Origin of the sequence: Clostridium sp. AM34-11AC, assembly GCF_003435375.1 — a bacterium.
GTDB lineage: Bacteria > Bacillota > Clostridia > Lachnospirales > Lachnospiraceae > Pilosibacter > Pilosibacter fragilis.
In genome coordinates, this window is the sequence record NZ_QWGL01000001.1 from 512,306 (window position 1) to 531,062 (window position 18,757).

The window sequence follows — 18,757 nt, forward strand, 5'->3', positions numbered from 1 at the left end:
GACTGCACTTCCATAATGTATGATAGGAGTTACACATATGGCCTTACATCGTGAAAATGGCAAAGAACAGCCCTTTATTCCGGCCGGTCCATTTAAGATCCGGATCCCGTTTATCCATTATCGCTGGGAAATTTCCGAATGTCTCCAGGCGATCTTAATGTGTGCGACCTGTCTCGGTGCGATCCCGGTTCTCCAGGAGCTCTTAGGGGTTCCTTACGAAGTCGCATGGAGCATGGTCATCATCAACGGTTTCTTCTACAATCTCCACTCTTTATTAGGAGATCCAGTTGTACCGGGATGGATCACACCGGCAATTCCCCTTGTAACTGCATTTTTAACGCTCACAGAGCAGGGACCTGAGCGTGTACAGACCATGATCGCCTTGCAGCTTGTTGTCGGACTGATCTTTCTCTTTATGGGAATCACAGGTCTTGCAAGTAAGATCATCGGTGCGATCCCGAATGCGATCAAATCCGGAATTCTCCTCGGCGCAGGCTTCTCTGCGATCATGGGTGAATTCAAAGCAGGCGGACGTGCCGGTCTTTATCCGGTAACCGTTCTCGTCGGTTCCATCTTTGCATACTTCCTTCTCTTCTCTCTTTTATTTAAGAAGATGAAGGCAAAAAATAAACTCTGGTACATGGTCGGCAACTTCGGCATGCTGCCGGCGGTCATCGTAGCCGTGATCGTAGGACCTCTATCCGGTGAGCTTCCGGCACCGAATCTGGTTCTTGGTTCAATTATCAAGATTCCGGATTTCGCAATCATCTGGAATACCTTAAGCCCGTTCGCGATCGGTTTCCCGAGCATCGGAAAGATCATTTCCACGATTCCGACAGCCATCGCTGTTTATATCATCGCATTCGGCGATTTCGTTTCCAGTGAGCAGCTGATCCGCAGCGCTGAGGAAGTCCGTACCGATGAGCACATCGACTTCAACGCGAACCGTTCCAACATCATCAGCGCGATCAGAAACATCATTCAGGCGTTTATCTGCCCGTATCCGAGCCTTTGCGGTCCGCTCTGGGCAGCCGTTACAGCCGCAGTTTCCGAGCGATACAAAGACGGCAGAAAAGCAATGGATTCCATTTTCAGCGGAGTCGGTACCTTCCGTTGGTCCACCTTTATCTGTGTTGCCCTTGTTCCGGTTGCATCTTTTGTACAGCCGATCCTTCCTGCAGCTTTGTCTCTGACTCTTATCGTGCAGGGCTTTGTCTGCTGCCAGATCGGACTCAGCATGATCCACACAGATTCCGAGCGCGGACTCGCCGGTGTTATGGCAGCTGTTCTCGCGATCAAAGGCGCAAGCTGGGGACTCGCAGTCGGCGTTATCCTCTACGTTCTGATCTACGGACATTTCAAGAGCGTTGAGGTTCCGGAAAAAGCATTAAACACACAGACAGAATAAAATCTCCTTTTATAGTTGAAATATTGAAATAACCTCCAATACCCCCTTTTCCCCGGCAGACCACCCACAGGTCTGCCGGTTTTGTGTTGTCATACCCTCAAACACGCATCAGTCAACACCTGGTTTTCGGAGTGTAAAGACCATGCTAAGAACATGCTCAGTTACTTTTTTAAGAACTGCCATGAGTTTCTGTATAGATATTTATTTAACAATATGGTACAATGAAGGTTGGAATTTTCCAATCGATACTGATCAAATTAGGTAGGGGAATTACATATGGGATACACAAAAACAAATGAAGCAGTGTTCAGCAATGAATTGCTGGACACGGTAATTGAGCATTCCTTTGACGGGATCTACATCACGGACGGTCAGGCAACTACCCTGAAAGTAAACCGCTCCTATCTTACGATCTCCGGACTGAAGGTGTCCGAGGTATTAGGCGTCAACATGAGGGAGCTTGTAAAAAATGGAACGATCTCCGCTTCCGGAACGCTGATGGCGATGGAGCAGAAGCGGCCGATCACGATCCAGCAGGAATTTAAGACCGGAAAACGGGCGCTTATCACAAGCAGTCCAATCTTTAACAATAAGAATGAGATCGTTCTGGTGATCACGAACGTGCGCGACATCACTGAGCTCTACCACCTGAAGGAAGAGGCCACACATCTGAAAACCGAGGGAAATCTTCTGAGGGAAGAGCTTTTAAGAATCCGAACGAGCCACCGGAATCAATGCAGTATGGTGGTGGAGGACTCCAGAACCGAAAAGGTCCTGTCCATGATCGACCGGGTAGCGCCCCTTGATACAACCGTGATCCTGTTCGGTGAAACCGGAGTCGGAAAAGAAGTCTTTGCGAAATATATTTATCAGCACAGCGCCAGAAAAAATAAACCGTTTATCAAAGTAAACTGTGGCGCGATCCCTGCCAATCTGGTAGAAAGTGAGTTATTTGGATATGAAAAAGGTGCATTCACGGGAGCTGACAAAAATGGAAAAATGGGTCTGTTCGAACTGGCGAACACCGGAACGATTTTCCTCGACGAGGTAGGAGAACTGCCCCTCGATATGCAGGTAAAACTTCTGCGCGTCTTACAGGAGCAGGAATTTGAGCGGATCGGCGGAAGAAAGCCGGTAAAAGTGGATGTCCGGGTCCTTGCCGCTACAAACCGTGATCTCGAGGAGATGGTAAAACAGAAGACGTTCCGCCAGGATCTCTATTACCGTCTGATGATCTTCCCGGTCCATATCCCGCCGCTCAGGGAACGTCCGGATGACATTCTTCCATTGGCGCAGCTCTTTTTACAGACTTTGAACCGAAAATATGATTTTAAAAAATACCTCTCCCCTCTTTCCGCCAAGATGATGCAGGACTACAGCTGGCCCGGAAATATCCGTGAGCTCAGAAACATTATTGAGCGGGCTGTCATCATCAGCAACGAGGATGAGATCGGTCCCGATGCTCTCCACTTATTCACAGTAGAAGATCGCCCGGAGACAAAGTCCAGAGTCCTCGACCCTGTAAAGGACTTAAAAACCGCTATGGAAGAGCTGGAACTGGAATATATCAACCATGCCTACGAAAAGTACGGAAACGTCCGTGAGGCCGCAGAGAGCCTCGGAATGACACCGTCAACGTTCGTCCGGAAGAGACAGAAATATACGAAAGATGCGGATTGATAGATGGAAAGCCCAATGTTTATCTGGCTTTGAGGCTGCAGATGTGATATATTGATGATATCTGAACAAAGGTAACATGTACATGTGGACTGTCACTGACAGCCCTCAAACCAATGATTCTGAAAGGGGTATCACTATGAAAAAAATCGGCGCGATTACTGTCGGCCAGTCTCCCAGAGTTGACCTGACTCCTGAGATCCAGCCCATCCTCGGAGACTCGGTTGAGATCATTCAGGCAGGAGCTCTGGACGGACTTTCAAAGGAAGAGATCGCAAAGTTTGTTCCGCGTCCCGGTGAAAATGTCCTTGTGTCGAGACTTACAGACGGAACCTCAGCGACATTCGGAGAATCCTACATTCTTCCCCGCCTGCAGCTTTGCATTGACGATCTCGAACAGCAGGGTGTTTCCCTGATTCTTTTCCTCTGCACCGGAGAATTTCCGGCTGAATTTCGCTCCAATGTCCCCCTGATCTTCCCTGACCATATCTTAAAGGGACTGATCCCGGCCATCGGCGTGAAAAATCTGTCTGTCATCATTCCTACAAAGGAACAGGAGGCACAGATGCCCGGAAAATGGAAAGACTGCTGTGACTCTCTCCACGTGACCTCTGTATCCCCATACGGTGATCCTCTCGCTGTTTTTGCAGCCGCAAAGGAGATCCCCGCCGATACAGATCTGATCCTTTTAGACTGCATCGGATACACCATCGAAATGAAGGAGCGCATCCAGGCTCTGACCCAAAAACCAGTCCTTCTTTCCCGTACACTCGTAGCACGGGTGATTCGTGAATTAGTCTAATGTTTTTTCCCCTGGCAGTTTTTCCCACTTCATTTTCCAGGGGATTTTCAGCATCTCCTGTTTCCAATACTGTTCCGGTTATCGGGCCAAAACAGCCGAATATCCTGGCATCTCAAGGCGCTGCCTGCAATATAGGATCAAAGAGTACCATATCTCATCGCAATGTCACTATGATGAAAGCTGAATCTTTCACAAGAGTCCCAGAAATAAAGAAGTGCCTGTCCTTCTCCGGAAAATTTCCGGTAAAGGACAGGCATTCTTATATGGTCACATAATTTCTAATTCACTGCGGTTCGTTCACTGCCAATATTCTTATCTCTCCCCGGCGCGGTACTTCGCCAACAGGCGGTTGATCCTTCCTGTCGGGTTTAAGAGATCGCTCAAGGATGCGTCGTGGTTCAAGTTGTCGATGATAAGAGCAATGTACTTACTCATGTCAACATTGATATAGTACGGTTTTGAGAGCAGCTCCGGTGTCTGGTAAACAAGGTTCGTCGTCAGGACGCGGTCGATGATGCCATTCTCGTAGTACTCATCAAATTTCTTTAATCCGCCTGTAAAGAGACCGAATGTCGTGCAGATGAAGACCTTTCTTGCCTTCATTCTCTTTAACTCTTTTGCGGTGTCGAGCATGCTCTCGCCGGAGGAGATCATATCATCAACGATGATCACGTCCTTGCCCTCCACGCTTGCGCCGAGGAACTCATGGGCAACGATCGGGTTGCGGCCGTTGATGATCTTTGTGTAATCACGTCTCTTGTAGAACATACCGAGATCCAGTCCGAGAACATTTGCGAAGAAGACTGCGCGTCCCATACCGCCTTCATCCGGGCTGATGACCATCATGTGGTCACTGTCGATCTCAAGCTCCTTCTCGTTCTTTAACAGGTATTTGATAAACTGGTAGATCGGCTGTACCGTCTCAAAGCCCTTTAACGGGATCGCATTCTGGACGCGCGGATCATGCGCATCGAACGTAATGATGTTCTCAACGCCCATGTCGACGAGCTCGCGGAGCGCCATCGCGCAGTCTAAGGACTCACGACCCGTTCTCTTGTGCTGGCGGCTCTCATAGAGGAACGGCATGATCACATTGATCCTTCTGCCCTTTCCGCCTACGGCTGCGATCACGCGCTTTAAGTCCTGATAGTGGTCATCCGGAGACATGTGGTTCTTTAAGCCGTTCATCGTGTATGTCATATTATAATTGCAGACATCTACCATAATATAGAGGTCATCACCGCGGACAGACTCTGTCAGCTCTCCCTTTGCCTCACCAGAGCCGAAACGCGGAGTCTTTGCGCCGATAATATAGGAATCTCTCTGGTATCCAGCAAAAGCGATCGTGGTCTTGTGCTCACTCTCTCTTTCTTTTCTCCACTCGACCAGCCAGGCATCTACCTTCTTACCCAGATCCTCACAGCTTTTCAGCGGAATCAGACCTAATGGTCCAACCGGTATTGTCTCAATCTGCTTTTCTTCGTACAGCATTCCTGTTCCTCCCTGTTTTTTCTACTCATTATTTGATATTTTTATCCGCTGCTCTCCGGTCAGCCTGTTCTTCACGGCATTTACCCGGTTCCCCATTTTTGCAGCGTACATACATTTCATTTATAACACCATCCACCCGCTCCGTCAACCGGATTTCCAGCCGTCTCCGACAGGATTTTCCTTTTTTCTACGGCCATCCGGCACATTTTTATTATCCTCTGCGCATAAATCCTCTGCGCACGAGACGGATGTCATCCCCGATCAGTGGTATGATCTTATACCGGCTCATGATCCTTGAGGTCACGCGCTCCGTGAACACGTCCTGAAGCTCGCCAAGTGTCAGGTTTGTGGAGATGATCGTTCCCTTATTTCGGTTCAGCCGCTCATTAACACAGTAAAACATCTGGGATGCCGTGAATGTATTGATCAATTCAGTTCCAAGGTCGTCGATGATCAGAAGGTCACAATCCAGAATATAGGACGCCCGGTCCTTCGCCTCATCGTCATCGCCTCCACTGAAACGGCTTCCTGCCAGAATGTCGAACATATCCGTTGCCGTGAGATAGACCACAGAAAAATATCTTCGGATCAGCTCCCGCGCGATGCAGTTGCTCAGAAATGTCTTTCCACAGCCAGTATTTCCGGTGAACAGGATACTTCCTTTCTCATTTTTGAAGTTTTCCACATATTCCCTACATTCCCTGATCACCCTGGACATATAGTCGTAAACGGTCATCCCTGTCTTTTCGTCCACATGATTTCTGTCATAGTATGCCATGGAAAGTGTGTCGAAATTCTCCCGTTCCAGAACTTCGCGGATATTCGACTGGTCGTACAGGATCTCGATCTCCATGTGCTTGAAGCAGTGGCATTTTTTTCCGTCCGTGTATCCCGTATCCTTACAGTCCGGGCAGACGTACTGGAGCTCCAGGTAGTTTGATGGGTATCCGTTCTGTTTTAAGTAGACCGCTTTCTGCTCTTTTAAAAATTCCGCGTCTTTTTTCAACTGATCCGCCGCCGCACGGTCACCGGCAAGAATCTTTCTCGCCGCCTGAGCCATAGTCGCCGCGATCTCGTCGGACAGCGCCTCTACCTGCGGGACTTTCTCGTACACTTCCGCGATCCGCTTATCCTGCTCGCGCTTGTCCTGAAACTGTCTCTGATTGTAGACACGCATGATCGCGTCGTACTGGGAATTACTGAGTGCCATCCGCACTGCCTCCTTTTTTCCTGCATTTTTTACGAGGTTCCATTCAGAGAACTTATTCCCCGTACACAGTAACTCTTGCGGTCCATGCATCAAGGTGCGGACCGACTGACCGTTATTTTCTGTTCTTTATGTCATCCCAGACATAATCATCGTAATTGTAGGACCGCTGTTCAAAGTTGTTGAACCGGTTTGTCGATGTGTTCCGGGTCTGTCTCGATGCCGCGCCGGATTTTTTCGCCTGTTTCTCCTGACGAAGTTTATCTAAGGCCTCAACGTCCTGTAAGGTCCGCACGCCGTTTTCCTTCCAGCCTGTGAGGATCTTGTCGGCATATGGGAAGCTCGCCGCTCCCGTGGCTGTGAGCGTCCTGTTGCATGCCTCCGTGACGATCGCAGCGTCGAAGCCGAACTCCTTGAACCAGCGGCGCATAAACTCCTGCTCCGCGGTTCCGGCGTTCCGGCCCATGATGCCGAAGGCTTTCATGACAGCGGAGGTGTCTTTTGAGTATCTCGTGGAGTGCTCTCTCGCCTCGTCGCGGGTATGGATCCCGGCCTGATACCAGTTCAGTGCCACTTTTTCTATGTAACGGATGCTGGTGTGACCGCCCTCAGCGCAGTATTCCGCCAGGTATTCCAGAAGCTCGCAGGACATGTGGAGAACGTCATAGAAATAGGCGAATTTCTCGCACTCGATGGCGCTGAACGTCTTTCCGAGGTACTGTTGGACCGCGTAGAGGAGAGCAGAGAATTCTTCATCTGCCGACAGACGCTTCATGCGGTCGTAGCTGTTGCCGGCGTCCGGGATATCCGGGGTTCCGGATTGCTGCTTCGCCATGCCGCGGTCGCTGCTCTGCGGCTGTTTTCCGTTGTCCGCCATAGTCTCTTCCGGCATTCTTCCCTCCACATCAGTATCCCCGTAATTTCTCCGTGATTCCGGTGCCATGTATCCGGTGTCTGTCATGTTTTCTCTCGTAACCGCAGATTCACTCACCACCGTTTCCTCTTTCTCCGGTGCAAGCACACCGGCGCGCTCCCAGTATGCCAAGGCACGGCGGACATCTGCCTCTGTGTGGTTCAAAGCGTCCGCGATATCCGGGATCTCCACGCTTTCCCCGGCGTGGCGCAGAAGATATAAGTACACCTTTACATATTCTCCGCTGGCTGTCCCCATGTATTCGTCAATAAATGTATTGGAAACGGCGGTCACTGCCGCATTTATGTTGTTTTTGTAGCCTAAACCCATTCTTTTTTCACCCTTTATGTTCACGTTCCATTTCAAATCTGCCTGATATATCCGCCTTCTGCCCTATCGGTCGTTCTCTCCATCGGCCACTTACGTCTCACATTTTCAGTTTTCCGGGCAGCACCGCACTTTCCGGCACACTCGTTATCTCTTCTCATCTTGAAATATCATAACATACCCCCACAAAAAATGAAATAGCCGGAATTATCCACTGCGCTGATTGTGGATAATGTGGATAACGTGGATAAATGCGTTACATAATTATCAATGAAACTCGAAAAATTCCCGTTTTTCCTTATTTTTCCCTACTTTCCGGCATTTTCAAATTTACAGTTATGTAAATCAAAAAATCCACAGGGTATTCAACAGGATTCTGTTGAAAACTCTGTGGATAATGTGGATAACTTACTGTCCAAGGAGCTTTTCGCCCACTTTTACAATATCTCCGGCCCCCATAGTTATCAACAGGTCGCCGTTGACACAATTTTCAAGAAGAAATGTCTCGATCGCATCGAAACTCGGGAAATAGTGGGTATCCGTACCGAATGCCGCGATCTTTTCCGCCAAAGTCCCGGAGCTGATTCCCAGATTGTCCGTCTCACGAGCCGCGTAAATGTCAGCGAGGACCACATGGTCCGCTACGGATAACGCCTTCGCAAAGTCCTCCATCAGCGCCTTGGTTCTCGTATATGTATGCGGCTGGAAGACGCACCAGATCTCACGGTGTGGGTAATTTTTCGCCGCTGCCAGAGTTGCCGCGATCTCCTGCGGATGATGCGCGTAGTCATCAATGACGGTCACGCCGCCGATCATGCCTTTTTTCTCGAATCTGCGGTGTGTGCCCGTAAATTTTAAGAGTCCGTTCCTGACCCCCTCGCCGCGGATTCCCAGCTCATGAGCCGCCGCGATGGCCGCCAGGGAATTATATACATTGTGGATTCCCGGAACGCCCAGTGTAATTGTATCAATTGCTTTTCCGTCTTCTAAAAGTGTGTATGTCGCGCAGGCGTTCTCGTTGAATGTCACGTCCGCGGCGCTGTAATGGCTCTTTGCCGGGTCACTTCCGACGGTGATCACCTTGATCGGAAGTCCGTCGCAGATCTCCTTATAGTCGCGGATATCGCTGTTGATGATCAGGATGCCGTTTTCCGGAAGAAGCTCCGCAAATTTGCGGAAAGAATGGCGGATATCTTCGATGTCTTTGAAGAAATCGAGATGATCTGCTTCTATATTTAATATGATCTCCATGTTCGGGAAGAAGGACAGGAAGCTGTTTGTGTACTCACAGGCCTCTGTCACGAAGAGCTCCGGACCGCCGACACGGATGTTGCCGCCGATAGAGTCCAGCATTCCGCCGACAGAGATCGTCGGGTTCTTCTTCTCGTCCATAAGGATCTCCGTCAGCATGGAGGTCGTCGTTGTCTTTCCGTGGGTACCGGATACGGCGATGGATTTCTCATAGTTTTTCATGAGCTGTCCGAGAAGCTCTGCTCTGGAAAGGATCGGCAGATTCTTCGCCGCTGCCGCCGCGTACTCCGGGTTATCCGGGTGGACTGCCGCTGTATATACAACAGCGTCGATATCGTCAGTAATGTTCTCCGCCCGCTGCCCGTAGACAACCTTTGCGCCGTGGGCGGTGAGCTTATCGGTGAGCTCGGATTCATGGGCATCGGAGCCGCTTACTGTAAATCCCCTCTCCAGCAGGATCTCAGCCAGTCCGCTCATGCTGATTCCGCCGATTCCGATAAAGTGAATGTGTTCTGGTTTATTAAAATCGATATGATACATCGTTGTCTCCTTTCGGATGTTTGATCTCTATTTTAAATGTTTTACACTGTATACATTTAAGCACGTATAAAATATGTGTTTAAATATACACAGTCTTTTACACATGATATCACAAAAATTAAAGAAAATCTATCCTCGAGGGAAAATTAACATGCGGCGAAATTCACGCAGATCTTTTCTTTTCTGCGCAGCACTTTCTATATAAAAGGGGCGTGTGAAAAAATGAGAAATCATTTGGCCCTTCTTTTTTATAGGCTATGTTTTTTCACAGCCCCTCGCGCGGTCACTTGCGACAATCTACATCTTCGCGCGAGTGCGCATCTTTGGCACGTTAGTGCCTTTTTATGGAACAGGGAATTTCTCGAAATTTCCTGTTCCATAAAAAATCCCGCATCTACTGGATTTTTCATCCAACAGATACGGGATCACTAATTTTACGCTGCAGCTTTTCCAAAAATCACATGCTGATACCGGATCAGAACGGATAACAGGATCTGACCAAGAAGGCCGATAGCCAGGATCTCTCCGATTCCGACTGTGATCGTGGAAAACCAGATCATGTCCTCAGAACCGTATGCGAAGCGGAGCACCCACGGAACAATGATCATGTTCGCGAGGATCGGCGGAACAGATACCAGATAGCGGTTTTTCCGGAGCAGGTAAGAACCTACCGCACCGATCAGGGTCGCAATACTTCCAAAGATCACATCGAGAGCCGCCGCGCCGCCAAGGAAGTTGGCAAGCAGGCATCCGATAAAGAGTCCCGGAATTGCCGCCGGGGTAAAGTACGGAAGTACGCAGAGAAGCTCAGAGATCCGAAACTGGATCGGTCCAAAGCTGATCGGCAGGAACACCATCGTCAGCACCACATAGATCGCCGCGATAGCCGCCCCGTATACAAGTGTCAGTACCGGGCTGTTTGTTGCGTTGTTTTTCATATTCAGTTTCTCCTTTAGTTTTGTTTTACGAGTGGAAGGTCACGAACACTCGATTCATTTTCGCGCAGCAATGAGTCAGGCGGACATGCTCGTATGTACATCTGACGAATGCCGCGGAAGGCATATACTGCAAGTATATGACCTTACGCCGGGAATCGGCGAAAGCCCTTTAAGACCTTGGTTTTTGCGGGCTTAGCAACGTTTGAAAGTATATCACTGCCTTTCTAAGATTTCAAGTTAAAAATTCAATTTTTCCAGAAGATAAATGGGTACGGTCTCTATTTTTCCTTCCTGCCCCCCTAACGTATCACCTTTCAAATACAATAAACAATCAGCTTTTCCCGATTCCAATACTTTTTTTGCCGTATTTCCAATGTGTTTTCCAGTTTTCACTTCTATTGCATATCTCCGGGAGGACTTCAGACCTTGTACCACAAAATCTACTTCTCCACCCTTAAAAGTCGCAAATGCTGGCATTTCAAAGGCAATTTCTTCTGGAAAATCCTGCCGCTTCTTCAAATTAATATATACAAAGTTTTCACTCAGCATGCCTGCAATTTCTGTTTGTGCAGCCCCAACTCGCGCCATATAATAACTTGCTAATCCCAGATCCATAAAATAACATCTGCATCCTGGTTTAAAATTTAGAATGTCCATTTCTATAATTTTCCCACAAAATCCAATTACGCCGCAAAAACGTAACCAACTAATTGCCCGGTTGCAGACTGCCTTGCTAATATTGCTGGAATAGTCTCTTGTTACCAATTTTTGAAGTTCTTCACTGATACTATCTTCTTCAAGTCCCTTTTTTTCTCTGCCAAGTATCCTGCAAATTGAAAGAAAAATATCCGTAAATACCTGAGTGTCAAGAACATCTGTAAAATAACGAATTGATTCATTCATAAAGGTATCAATGATTCTAATCAATTCACTCCGTGCTCGCTCTATACTTTTTGAATTTAAGTATTCACGAACAACAGATGGATAACCACCAATTTGACAATATATATCATACCATGATTTTAATTCTGCCCCTGTCACTGAATCCAGTTTTTTTCCAAGCAGCTTATATTTTTCAAATAGATCCGTATCTGCTGCTTCCAGAAATTCTTCATATGATAAGGTATAGATTTGAATACTTGTAACATCCCCACTTGAATACCGAAATTCCGGTTCATAGATTCTTCCAAGATAGCTGCCTGTAACAATAAAGCGGCACCGAAACTGTCGTGTGAATTCACGAATTCGGTTATAAATTTCTGCTGACTCTTGAATTTCATCTATGATAATAACGGTGTCCTCTGTGTCTGAAAAATTTTCATCAAACAGACGAAATGCATCATGCAGCGGAGCTTGAGGGCGCGGTCCCTCTCCCGGCTGCCAATCGCATGCCTTTTGATAACAGGAAAGGAACTGTTCTCCGCTCAGTTCAAATAAGTTTATATACACTTTATGACTAAAATTCTCATTTGCAAATTTGTTAATGATATACGTCTTTCCTACCTGCCTCGCACCATTAACCTCTAGTGTCGTATGACAATTGTCATTTTTCCATTTGAGTAATCTCTGGTAAACATGCCTTTTAATATCCATACCTTCACTTCCTATTTTAATTTTATTGGCTTTCCCTTCTTCAGCTGCTTTCATATTTAACAGGTTATATTTTTTTGTACTCAACAGGAGTATAATTTCCTATTACCACTGCTGCATTGAGTGCTGCCAATTTTACAAGAGCGGATACTGACAATTTTTTATCTTCCCAAAACAATTCCATAGGAATATAAAATTCCGGGAAAAATTCTCTTGAATTTGAATGCCAATAGCCATATTTTCTCGCAAACACAGGAGCTACCTCATATTCCAAGTTAAATGCATTTCTATGAGTCTCATCTCCGCCTGATCTTCCCCGCGTCAAAGAAAGCACAAATGCACAAATCCAAACAGCAGCAAACTCTTCTTCCTTTTCACAAGAACATAACAAGGCAGCCGTTCTAATTGTTCCTTTGCTCCACCCTGCTTCAATTTCCATTCGTCCTGAAGTTAGGGCCGCTACATCAGATTCAATAGATTCCTTCTCTCTTTCTTTTTCAATCCAGTTGAAGCTGTAACACGGTCCAAATCGCGGTTTAGAAATTTCTGTTTTAAACAGTACTTTTGAGCTGATAAAACAGGAAATTTACACATTTCCCATTTCCAGACTTTATAAATGTCTTCCCATTTCATTGTATCATTTTTATTCATACTATCTCCCTAAATCTTACACTATCTCTTATTCATTATCCATATAAAATTGCTGTTCATTCCAATGCGTGAAAAAATACGGATGATCTTCCTCTAAATTACTATTGGAATATAAAAAAGTAATAATATCTTCATCATCAAACATGTCAAAAACCCAGTCCTCTGAATAGCCCAAATTTTTACTATCTGTTGCTACCCGTTCATCGCTGACTTCCATAAACGCCATTGCTTCCTCATTACATAAATAAATAATGAGTTCTTCCATAACTGTATGTGCTTTAACCATTCTCCCAGTACTTAAACTTCTGCGCAAATGAACAAGTGTACATTTCATTTGATAAAGAAAATCATACGTATATCTCATCAGAAACTGTGCAGGAAGATCCATCTTAATAAACGATGTGTTTAATTGACCAATATGAGAATCCACAGGCATAGATGCAAGATCTGATAGATCCTGTTCAATATAATCAAGCAGGACATCACTGCCTACGGCAAAAGACACAGCTGCTTTAACTCCATAGTTATCTGCTAAAAACTGTGACCATGCTTTATGTCCCTTGTATTCTTCAATCAAATTTTTCCCCGGCTCACTGCCTGCATTGTCAGGAAAACTGCGCCAGTTTAGAGCCTTACAAATTCCTTTACATTTATCTTTTCGAATAGAGCCTCCTGATTCATAGCGGCACCAGGTTTTTACACCTACGCCCGCTCGCGAAGCCGCTTCTTCAATTGTGAGTCTAAGTTCATTGCGCCTGACTTTTATTTTTTTTCCAAGATCCTCATTGCTTAATATTGTTTTAGGAGCCATATTCACTTTCCTCCTTGGCATTTATTGACATGTTATTATATAGTCATTATGTCATTATGTATTATAATTGTCAAGTTAAAATTCTCCTCAACTATAAAAGACCTCCATTCCCAATTGACATTTCCCTACTAATCTGCTATGCTGAATAATATTGGTTAGTTATAGCTAATTGAAAGGAGTTTTACTTTGACTTATCTATGGATCAATCCAGTATCGGAGAGGATGATCTCGGTGGAGGCACTGGAGAGGATGCTGGAAAAGCATGACCTGACGCGAGTGGTCTGTCGGGAAAGCTGGGGCGAGATCGTGCTTCGGAAGTATCGGGAGCTTTTGGAACATGCAGATGGAACTTTTGCGGACGCGAGATGTCCGGAGGCGGTATCTCTGGTACATTCCCTGCAGCCTGAGATCCAGATCGCGGATATTGAGCCGATTCTGATCCACTGTGCGAGAGAACTGGCAGAACGTCCGGATCTCGCGGACGGTGAAAAGATCATCACAACTCCATGCCGGATCTTAGCCGACATGGGAAATAAGTTGGAATTAAAAGACACACATTTCGTACCATGGAACCGCTTTCTCGCTGCACTTGGCGAGCCAATGGAACCCGCGCCGGACGCAAGTCCGATTCCACCGGGATTCTTTAAGGATCTGCCGTTTTCCGTTGTCAGCCGATCCGGCCGTCCGGCTATTGAATCCTATGTGACCGGAAATGACTGGAAAAACGCAAAACTGATCGAGCTTTTGTACTGTGTTCAGGGCTGTCACAGAGGAGATGGAGTGCGATGAATCAGAGGTTTAAAAAATATTTCCCACCGCTCATCGGTATCCTGGCGGTCTTCGCCGTCTGGTATATCGTCTGCCGCGCGGGCATCTTAAGTTCCTATGTGCTCCCGTCCCCGGGGCGGGTCTTCCAGAGCTTCTGCAAAATGCTGCAAAGCGGTGAACTCTTCCGTGACTTAAGGATCAGCTTCCTGCGCGTCGGAAAAGGCTTTGTAATCGCCTTTATCCTGGCATTTGCCTTCGGCATGCTGCGGGCGATGATTCCGGCCTCCGCAGGTTACTATGAGTACCTGGTGCAGTTCTTCAAGAACGTACCGCCGCTCAGCATGATCCCGCTACTTATTTTATGGTGCGGAATCGGCGAAACTACAAAGACGGTCATCATCGTTCTGGCCTCCTTTTTCCCTATGTACTTAAACATCGTCAAGGGATTTACGGGCTGTGACCGGAAGCTTCTGGAGGTTGGAACCATGTTTGGCTACACAGAACGCCAGAAATTTTTCCGCATCATGCTGCCCTACGCCATGGCGGACATTCTCGTAGGAATGCGCATCGGTCTGGGCTACAGCTGGCGCGCTATCATCGGTGCGGAGATGGTCGCAGCGTCCACCGGTCTGGGGCACATGATCCTGTTTGCCCAGCAGATGTCCCGAACCGACAAGGTCATCGTCGGCATCTTCGCCATCGGCATCGCAGGTTATCTGACAGACCGGATCTTCGGTCTTCTCATCAGCATCTTTCTGAAAGGAGCCGGTGAAAATGGCTGGAATTAGATTAAAAGACATTCATAAAACATATCAGGTTGACGGCCGGACGTTTCCTGTCTTAAACGGCGTCGATCTCGAGATCCCGGAAGGAAAGATCACCGTGATCTTAGGTCAGAGCGGCTGCGGAAAAACGACTCTGCTACGGCTCACCGGCGGTCTGGAATCCGCCGACAGCGGTGAGGTTCGCTGGGACGGCGCCCACAAGACCGCCTTTGTGTTCCAGGAACCGCGGCTCATGCCATGGCTCAATGTCTGGAACAATATTATTTTCGGTTTGAAGAAAAATCAGGTCGATCAGGAGAAGATCCAGGACATCGTCTCCACGGTGAACCTGTCCGGCTTTGAAAAGGCATACCCATCACAGCTTTCCGGCGGCATGCAACAGCGCGCGGCTATCGCGCGGGCACTGGCATATGAACCGACCTTCATCCTGATGGATGAACCATTTGCGGCTCTCGACTATTTCACGAGGGAACAGATGCAGAGGGAACTTCTCCGCGTTCAGCAGAAGGAACATTCCAGCATCATGTTCGTGACCCACAGCATCGACGAAGCACTGATCCTCGGTGACCAGATCGTGATGATCGAAAAAGGGCTTGTGAAGCATGTTTATCCGGTGAAGGCGCCGTCCAAGGAAAGAAATCTTCTGGATGAGGAGTTTATTGCGCTCAAGAGAGATATCATTGAGAATCTGAATTTTATAAATTAAATATATTTTATATGTAATTTAATACATTCTAATTTTTATGATATTATTCTTACGCTATTTCCAGCAGATATAACATTCAAAGCATAAACATAATGTTATGAGCTGTCCCACAAAAAATTTTAATAGATGGTTTGTAACTGTTCGGTAGGTCTGCGCACTTGCTGCGCTGACCGTAAGAAAACATAAGCCGGAAAGCAAAAATCCCATCGGCGCAGCCGATTTGAATGGATTTTTGCTTGTAACTATGAAGGTACTGAATAGTTACAATGGTTTCCTTATTTAAAGGATTCCTATCATTTCGTTAAGTTCGGATATCTGCCTATTAACTTAGGCGTATCATACACTTATTTTTCAACTTACATGAGGAGGACAAAACAAAATGAAAAAACTGATCGCATTAGGACTCGCGGCATGCATGACATTTTCCCTTGCAGGCTGCTCCGGATCTGCGGGCAAAGAGACTGAGGCTGCTTCTGCTACCGAGACAACCGCTGAGACTTCCGCTGAGGCTGAAACTTCTGCCGAGGCTACAGCTGACGCTGAGACATCCATCGACAAACTCACCGTTACCTATGTAACGTCCCCGTTAAATGTACCGACTATCATCGAGAAGGACCAGGAAATCTTCGCGAAAGAACTCGGCGTTCCGGTTGAGTACGCAGAGCTTACTTCCGGTGCTGACCAGACACAGGCTCTCGCTTCCGGTGATGTTCAGGCTCTCTACGCAGTAGGCGCAACTTCCGTGATCCTGTCCGCAGCAAACGGCGCAGATATCAAGGTCTTAAACATGTACAGCCGTTCCCCGAAGGCATTCTGCATGTACTCAAAGGATGAGTCCCTCACAACTCCAGAGAGTTTAAAAGGAAAGACCATCGCAGGCCCGACCGGCACAAACCTTCATGAGCTCCTTGTCTCCTATCTTGCGCAGGCTGACATGACTCTTGACGATGTAAATTATGTAAACATGAGCATTCCTGACGCAAAGGCAGGTCTTGATGGCGGCAGCGTTGACGTTGCCCTGCTCGCAGGCGCAACTGCTTACAATGCAGAACAGCAGGGCTATCACCTTGTTGCAGACGGCGAGGGCCTGATCAGCGCACTGATCGCAGTTGCAACGACCCAGAAGTTCTACGACGAGCATCCGGATGTCATTAAAAAATTAAACGCTGCACAGGAAGAGATCGCATCCTACATGGCTGATAACCAGGAGGCAACCATGGAGACTGTTGCCGCAGCACTTGACCTTGATGTTGACGCGGTAAAGGAAATGTACGGTTTCTATGACTTCTCCACAGAGATCACAGACGCCGACAAAGAAGGTTTCCAGAAGACAGCCGATTTCATGTATGAGTCCGGCATGATTGAGAATGAGCTTGATGTGAACACGCTGTTCATTCAGTAATTTCGACATTCGGGAATCTTCCGCCGGAGTATTTTAAGCAGTACGGGAAAAGAGATCTAGCATATTTTGTCTGGGTCTCTTTTTGTTTCTATTCTGCAATCAGCAAAACCTCTTTCTATTCCTACGATTTTACGGTATACTAAACCATGCGCGCATTTTCCTGCGCCAGTCTGAACCTCAATTTACCAGAAAAGATAGAAAGGACACGTACATGACACATTCCCCCCTCACAAGACTCCAGAAGTTCCGTCTTCTGTCCCTGATCCCCCTCTATTTCATGATCGTCGGACTGTTTTTACAGCCTATCAAGGAAATTCTTCCGGGACTCTGGACACTGATCAGGGAGCCGGACTTTCTGATCACAGACTATTTTCTGGTCGGCGGCATCGGAACTTCCTTTATCAACGCCGGACTGCTGACACTTTTATGTATCTGGACCATCTATTTCCTCGATATGGACATGGACGGACATACAATCACGTCCAGCTGCCTGATGTTTGGCTTCTCCCTGTTCGGAAAGAACCTCTTAAACATCTGGGCGATCCTGCTCGGTGTGTATATCTATGCCCACTATCACAAAATGCACCTGTCACGCTATGTTTATATCGGTTTTTACGGTACCAGCCTGTCCCCGATCATCACGCAGATCATGTACATCTCGAATCTGCCCTATCTCCTGCGGCTTCTCATCAGCCTCTCCGTCGGGCTCATGATTGGCTTTGTGCTGCCGCCATTATCCACCCATGTTCATTATTCCCACAAAGGTTACTCCCTGTATAACGTAGGTTTTTCCGCCGGGATCATCGCCACCGTCGTGGTCTCCGTGCTGAAGTCCTTCGGCATCACCACTGAGTCTCGCCTGATCTGGTCAGAAGGCAACAACCAGCTGCTCTTTGCTATCCTCTGCGGTCTCTTTGCTGCCATGATCCTCGCGGCGTTTCTCTTTGGAGGGAAGGAGGTCAGCGCGTCCTACCGGAATATCCTGTCCTGCTCCGGAATCGGTGGAACCGATTATCTCCGGGATAACGGGGGCGCGGCAACAATCCTCAATATGGCCATCAACGGCCTCTTTGCCACGATCTTTGTTCTCGGAGTCGGGGGTGAACTGAACGGACCGACGATCGGCGGAATCTTTACGATCGTTGGCTTTTCCGCCACAGGAAAACATATCCGCAACATCTCCCCGATCATGTTCGGTGTGCTTTTCGCAAGCTTTACAAAGCATTGGACCATCAATTCTCCGTCGCCGATCCTGGCACTTTTATTTTCGACAACACTGGCGCCGATTGCTGGGGAATTCGGAGTCTTCATGGGGCTTCTCGCAGGTTTTCTTCACTCCTCTGTCGCCCTGAATGTCGGAATTGTGTATGGTGGCATGAATTTATATAATAATGGATTTGCTGGTGGAATTGTAGCAATTTTCATGGTTCCGGTGATCCACTCGATCCGTGACCGGAGAGCGAGAGCGAAAGGAGAGATTTCGCTGTAAT

At 47.4% G+C, this 18,757-nt stretch carries 16 protein-coding genes; 8 read left to right on the forward strand and 8 right to left on the reverse strand.

Translation table 11 applies throughout. The annotated features are described in order from the left end of the window. Window positions 1-37: 37 nt before the first annotated feature. The 3 genes from DW826_RS02345 to DW826_RS02355 all read left to right on the forward strand — a co-directional run bounded on the left by DW826_RS02345 (window position 38) and on the right by DW826_RS02355 (window position 3,887). Window positions 38-1,408 (forward strand): hypothetical protein, encoded by a 1,371-nt coding sequence (locus tag DW826_RS02345; RefSeq protein WP_117468965.1) that lies wholly within the window; start codon window positions 38-40, stop codon window positions 1,406-1,408. A 276-nt stretch (window positions 1,409-1,684) separates the two neighbouring features. Then, window positions 1,685-3,088, forward strand: a complete 1,404-nt coding sequence (locus DW826_RS02350) for a sigma 54-interacting transcriptional regulator (RefSeq protein ID WP_117551909.1) — start codon at window positions 1,685-1,687, stop codon at window positions 3,086-3,088. A gap of 136 nt (window positions 3,089-3,224) precedes the next feature. Then, complete coding sequence (locus tag DW826_RS02355; RefSeq protein WP_117551911.1) at window positions 3,225-3,887, forward strand: AroM family protein; 663 nt, start codon at window positions 3,225-3,227, stop codon at window positions 3,885-3,887. Window positions 3,888-4,199: 312 nt separating this feature from the next. Here the strand turns inward: DW826_RS02355 and DW826_RS02365 are convergent, their stop codons facing one another. The 8 genes from DW826_RS02365 to DW826_RS02405 form a co-directional block, all read right to left on the reverse strand. Next, window positions 4,200-5,378 (reverse strand): ribose-phosphate pyrophosphokinase, encoded by a 1,179-nt coding sequence (locus DW826_RS02365; protein WP_015552943.1) that lies wholly within the window; start codon window positions 5,376-5,378, stop codon window positions 4,200-4,202. A gap of 211 nt (window positions 5,379-5,589) precedes the next feature. After that, entirely contained in the window at window positions 5,590-6,588 is a 999-nt protein-coding gene (locus DW826_RS02370; RefSeq protein WP_117551912.1) for an ATP-binding protein, read from the reverse strand. Window positions 6,589-6,700: 112 nt separating this feature from the next. Beyond that, on the reverse strand, window positions 6,701-7,828 hold the full coding sequence (locus DW826_RS02375; protein WP_117483599.1) for a DnaD domain protein: 1,128 nt from the start codon (window positions 7,826-7,828) through the stop codon (window positions 6,701-6,703). 405 nt (window positions 7,829-8,233) lie between these two features. Continuing rightward, window positions 8,234-9,616 carry a UDP-N-acetylmuramate--L-alanine ligase gene (gene murC / locus DW826_RS02380; RefSeq protein WP_117551913.1) on the reverse strand — a complete coding sequence of 461 codons (1,383 nt, stop codon included), beginning with the start codon at window positions 9,614-9,616 and terminating at the stop codon, window positions 8,234-8,236. A gap of 434 nt (window positions 9,617-10,050) precedes the next feature. Beyond that, on the reverse strand, window positions 10,051-10,554 hold the full coding sequence (locus DW826_RS02385; protein WP_117503557.1) for a QueT transporter family protein: 504 nt from the start codon (window positions 10,552-10,554) through the stop codon (window positions 10,051-10,053). Window positions 10,555-10,791: 237 nt separating this feature from the next. Further along, complete coding sequence (locus tag DW826_RS02390; protein ID WP_117552004.1) at window positions 10,792-12,147, reverse strand: AAA family ATPase; 1,356 nt, start codon at window positions 12,145-12,147, stop codon at window positions 10,792-10,794. Window positions 12,148-12,211: 64 nt separating this feature from the next. Then, the gene (locus DW826_RS02395) at window positions 12,212-12,583 is read right to left on the reverse strand and encodes a hypothetical protein (protein ID WP_117551914.1); all 372 of its coding nucleotides are present in this window, start codon (window positions 12,581-12,583) and stop codon (window positions 12,212-12,214) included. A gap of 240 nt (window positions 12,584-12,823) precedes the next feature. Further along, a complete protein-coding gene (locus tag DW826_RS02405) occupies window positions 12,824-13,606 on the reverse strand; it encodes a helix-turn-helix transcriptional regulator (protein WP_117551916.1) in 783 nt (260 codons plus the stop codon). A 186-nt stretch (window positions 13,607-13,792) separates the two neighbouring features. Between DW826_RS02405 and DW826_RS02410 the strand changes: the two genes are divergently transcribed. The 5 genes from DW826_RS02410 to DW826_RS02430 all read left to right on the forward strand — a co-directional run bounded on the left by DW826_RS02410 (window position 13,793) and on the right by DW826_RS02430 (window position 18,756). Next, on the forward strand, window positions 13,793-14,395 hold the full coding sequence (locus DW826_RS02410; RefSeq protein WP_117551918.1) for a hypothetical protein: 603 nt from the start codon (window positions 13,793-13,795) through the stop codon (window positions 14,393-14,395). Next, window positions 14,392-15,162: an ABC transporter permease gene (locus DW826_RS02415; protein WP_117551919.1), complete on the forward strand. Its 771-nt coding sequence runs from the start codon at window positions 14,392-14,394 to the stop codon at window positions 15,160-15,162. Before DW826_RS02410 ends, DW826_RS02415 begins: the two co-directional genes overlap by 4 nt. Continuing rightward, window positions 15,149-15,865, forward strand: a complete 717-nt coding sequence (locus DW826_RS02420; protein ID WP_117551920.1) for an ABC transporter ATP-binding protein — start codon at window positions 15,149-15,151, stop codon at window positions 15,863-15,865. Before DW826_RS02415 ends, DW826_RS02420 begins: the two co-directional genes overlap by 14 nt. Before the next feature lie 379 nt (window positions 15,866-16,244). Next, window positions 16,245-17,267, forward strand: coding sequence for an NrtA/SsuA/CpmA family ABC transporter substrate-binding protein (locus tag DW826_RS02425; RefSeq protein ID WP_117551922.1), 1,023 nt, complete (start codon window positions 16,245-16,247; stop codon window positions 17,265-17,267). Between the two features lie 211 nt (window positions 17,268-17,478). Beyond that, window positions 17,479-18,756, forward strand: a complete 1,278-nt coding sequence (locus tag DW826_RS02430; protein ID WP_117551924.1) for a DUF1576 domain-containing protein — start codon at window positions 17,479-17,481, stop codon at window positions 18,754-18,756. Window position 18,757 lies beyond the last annotated feature (1 nt).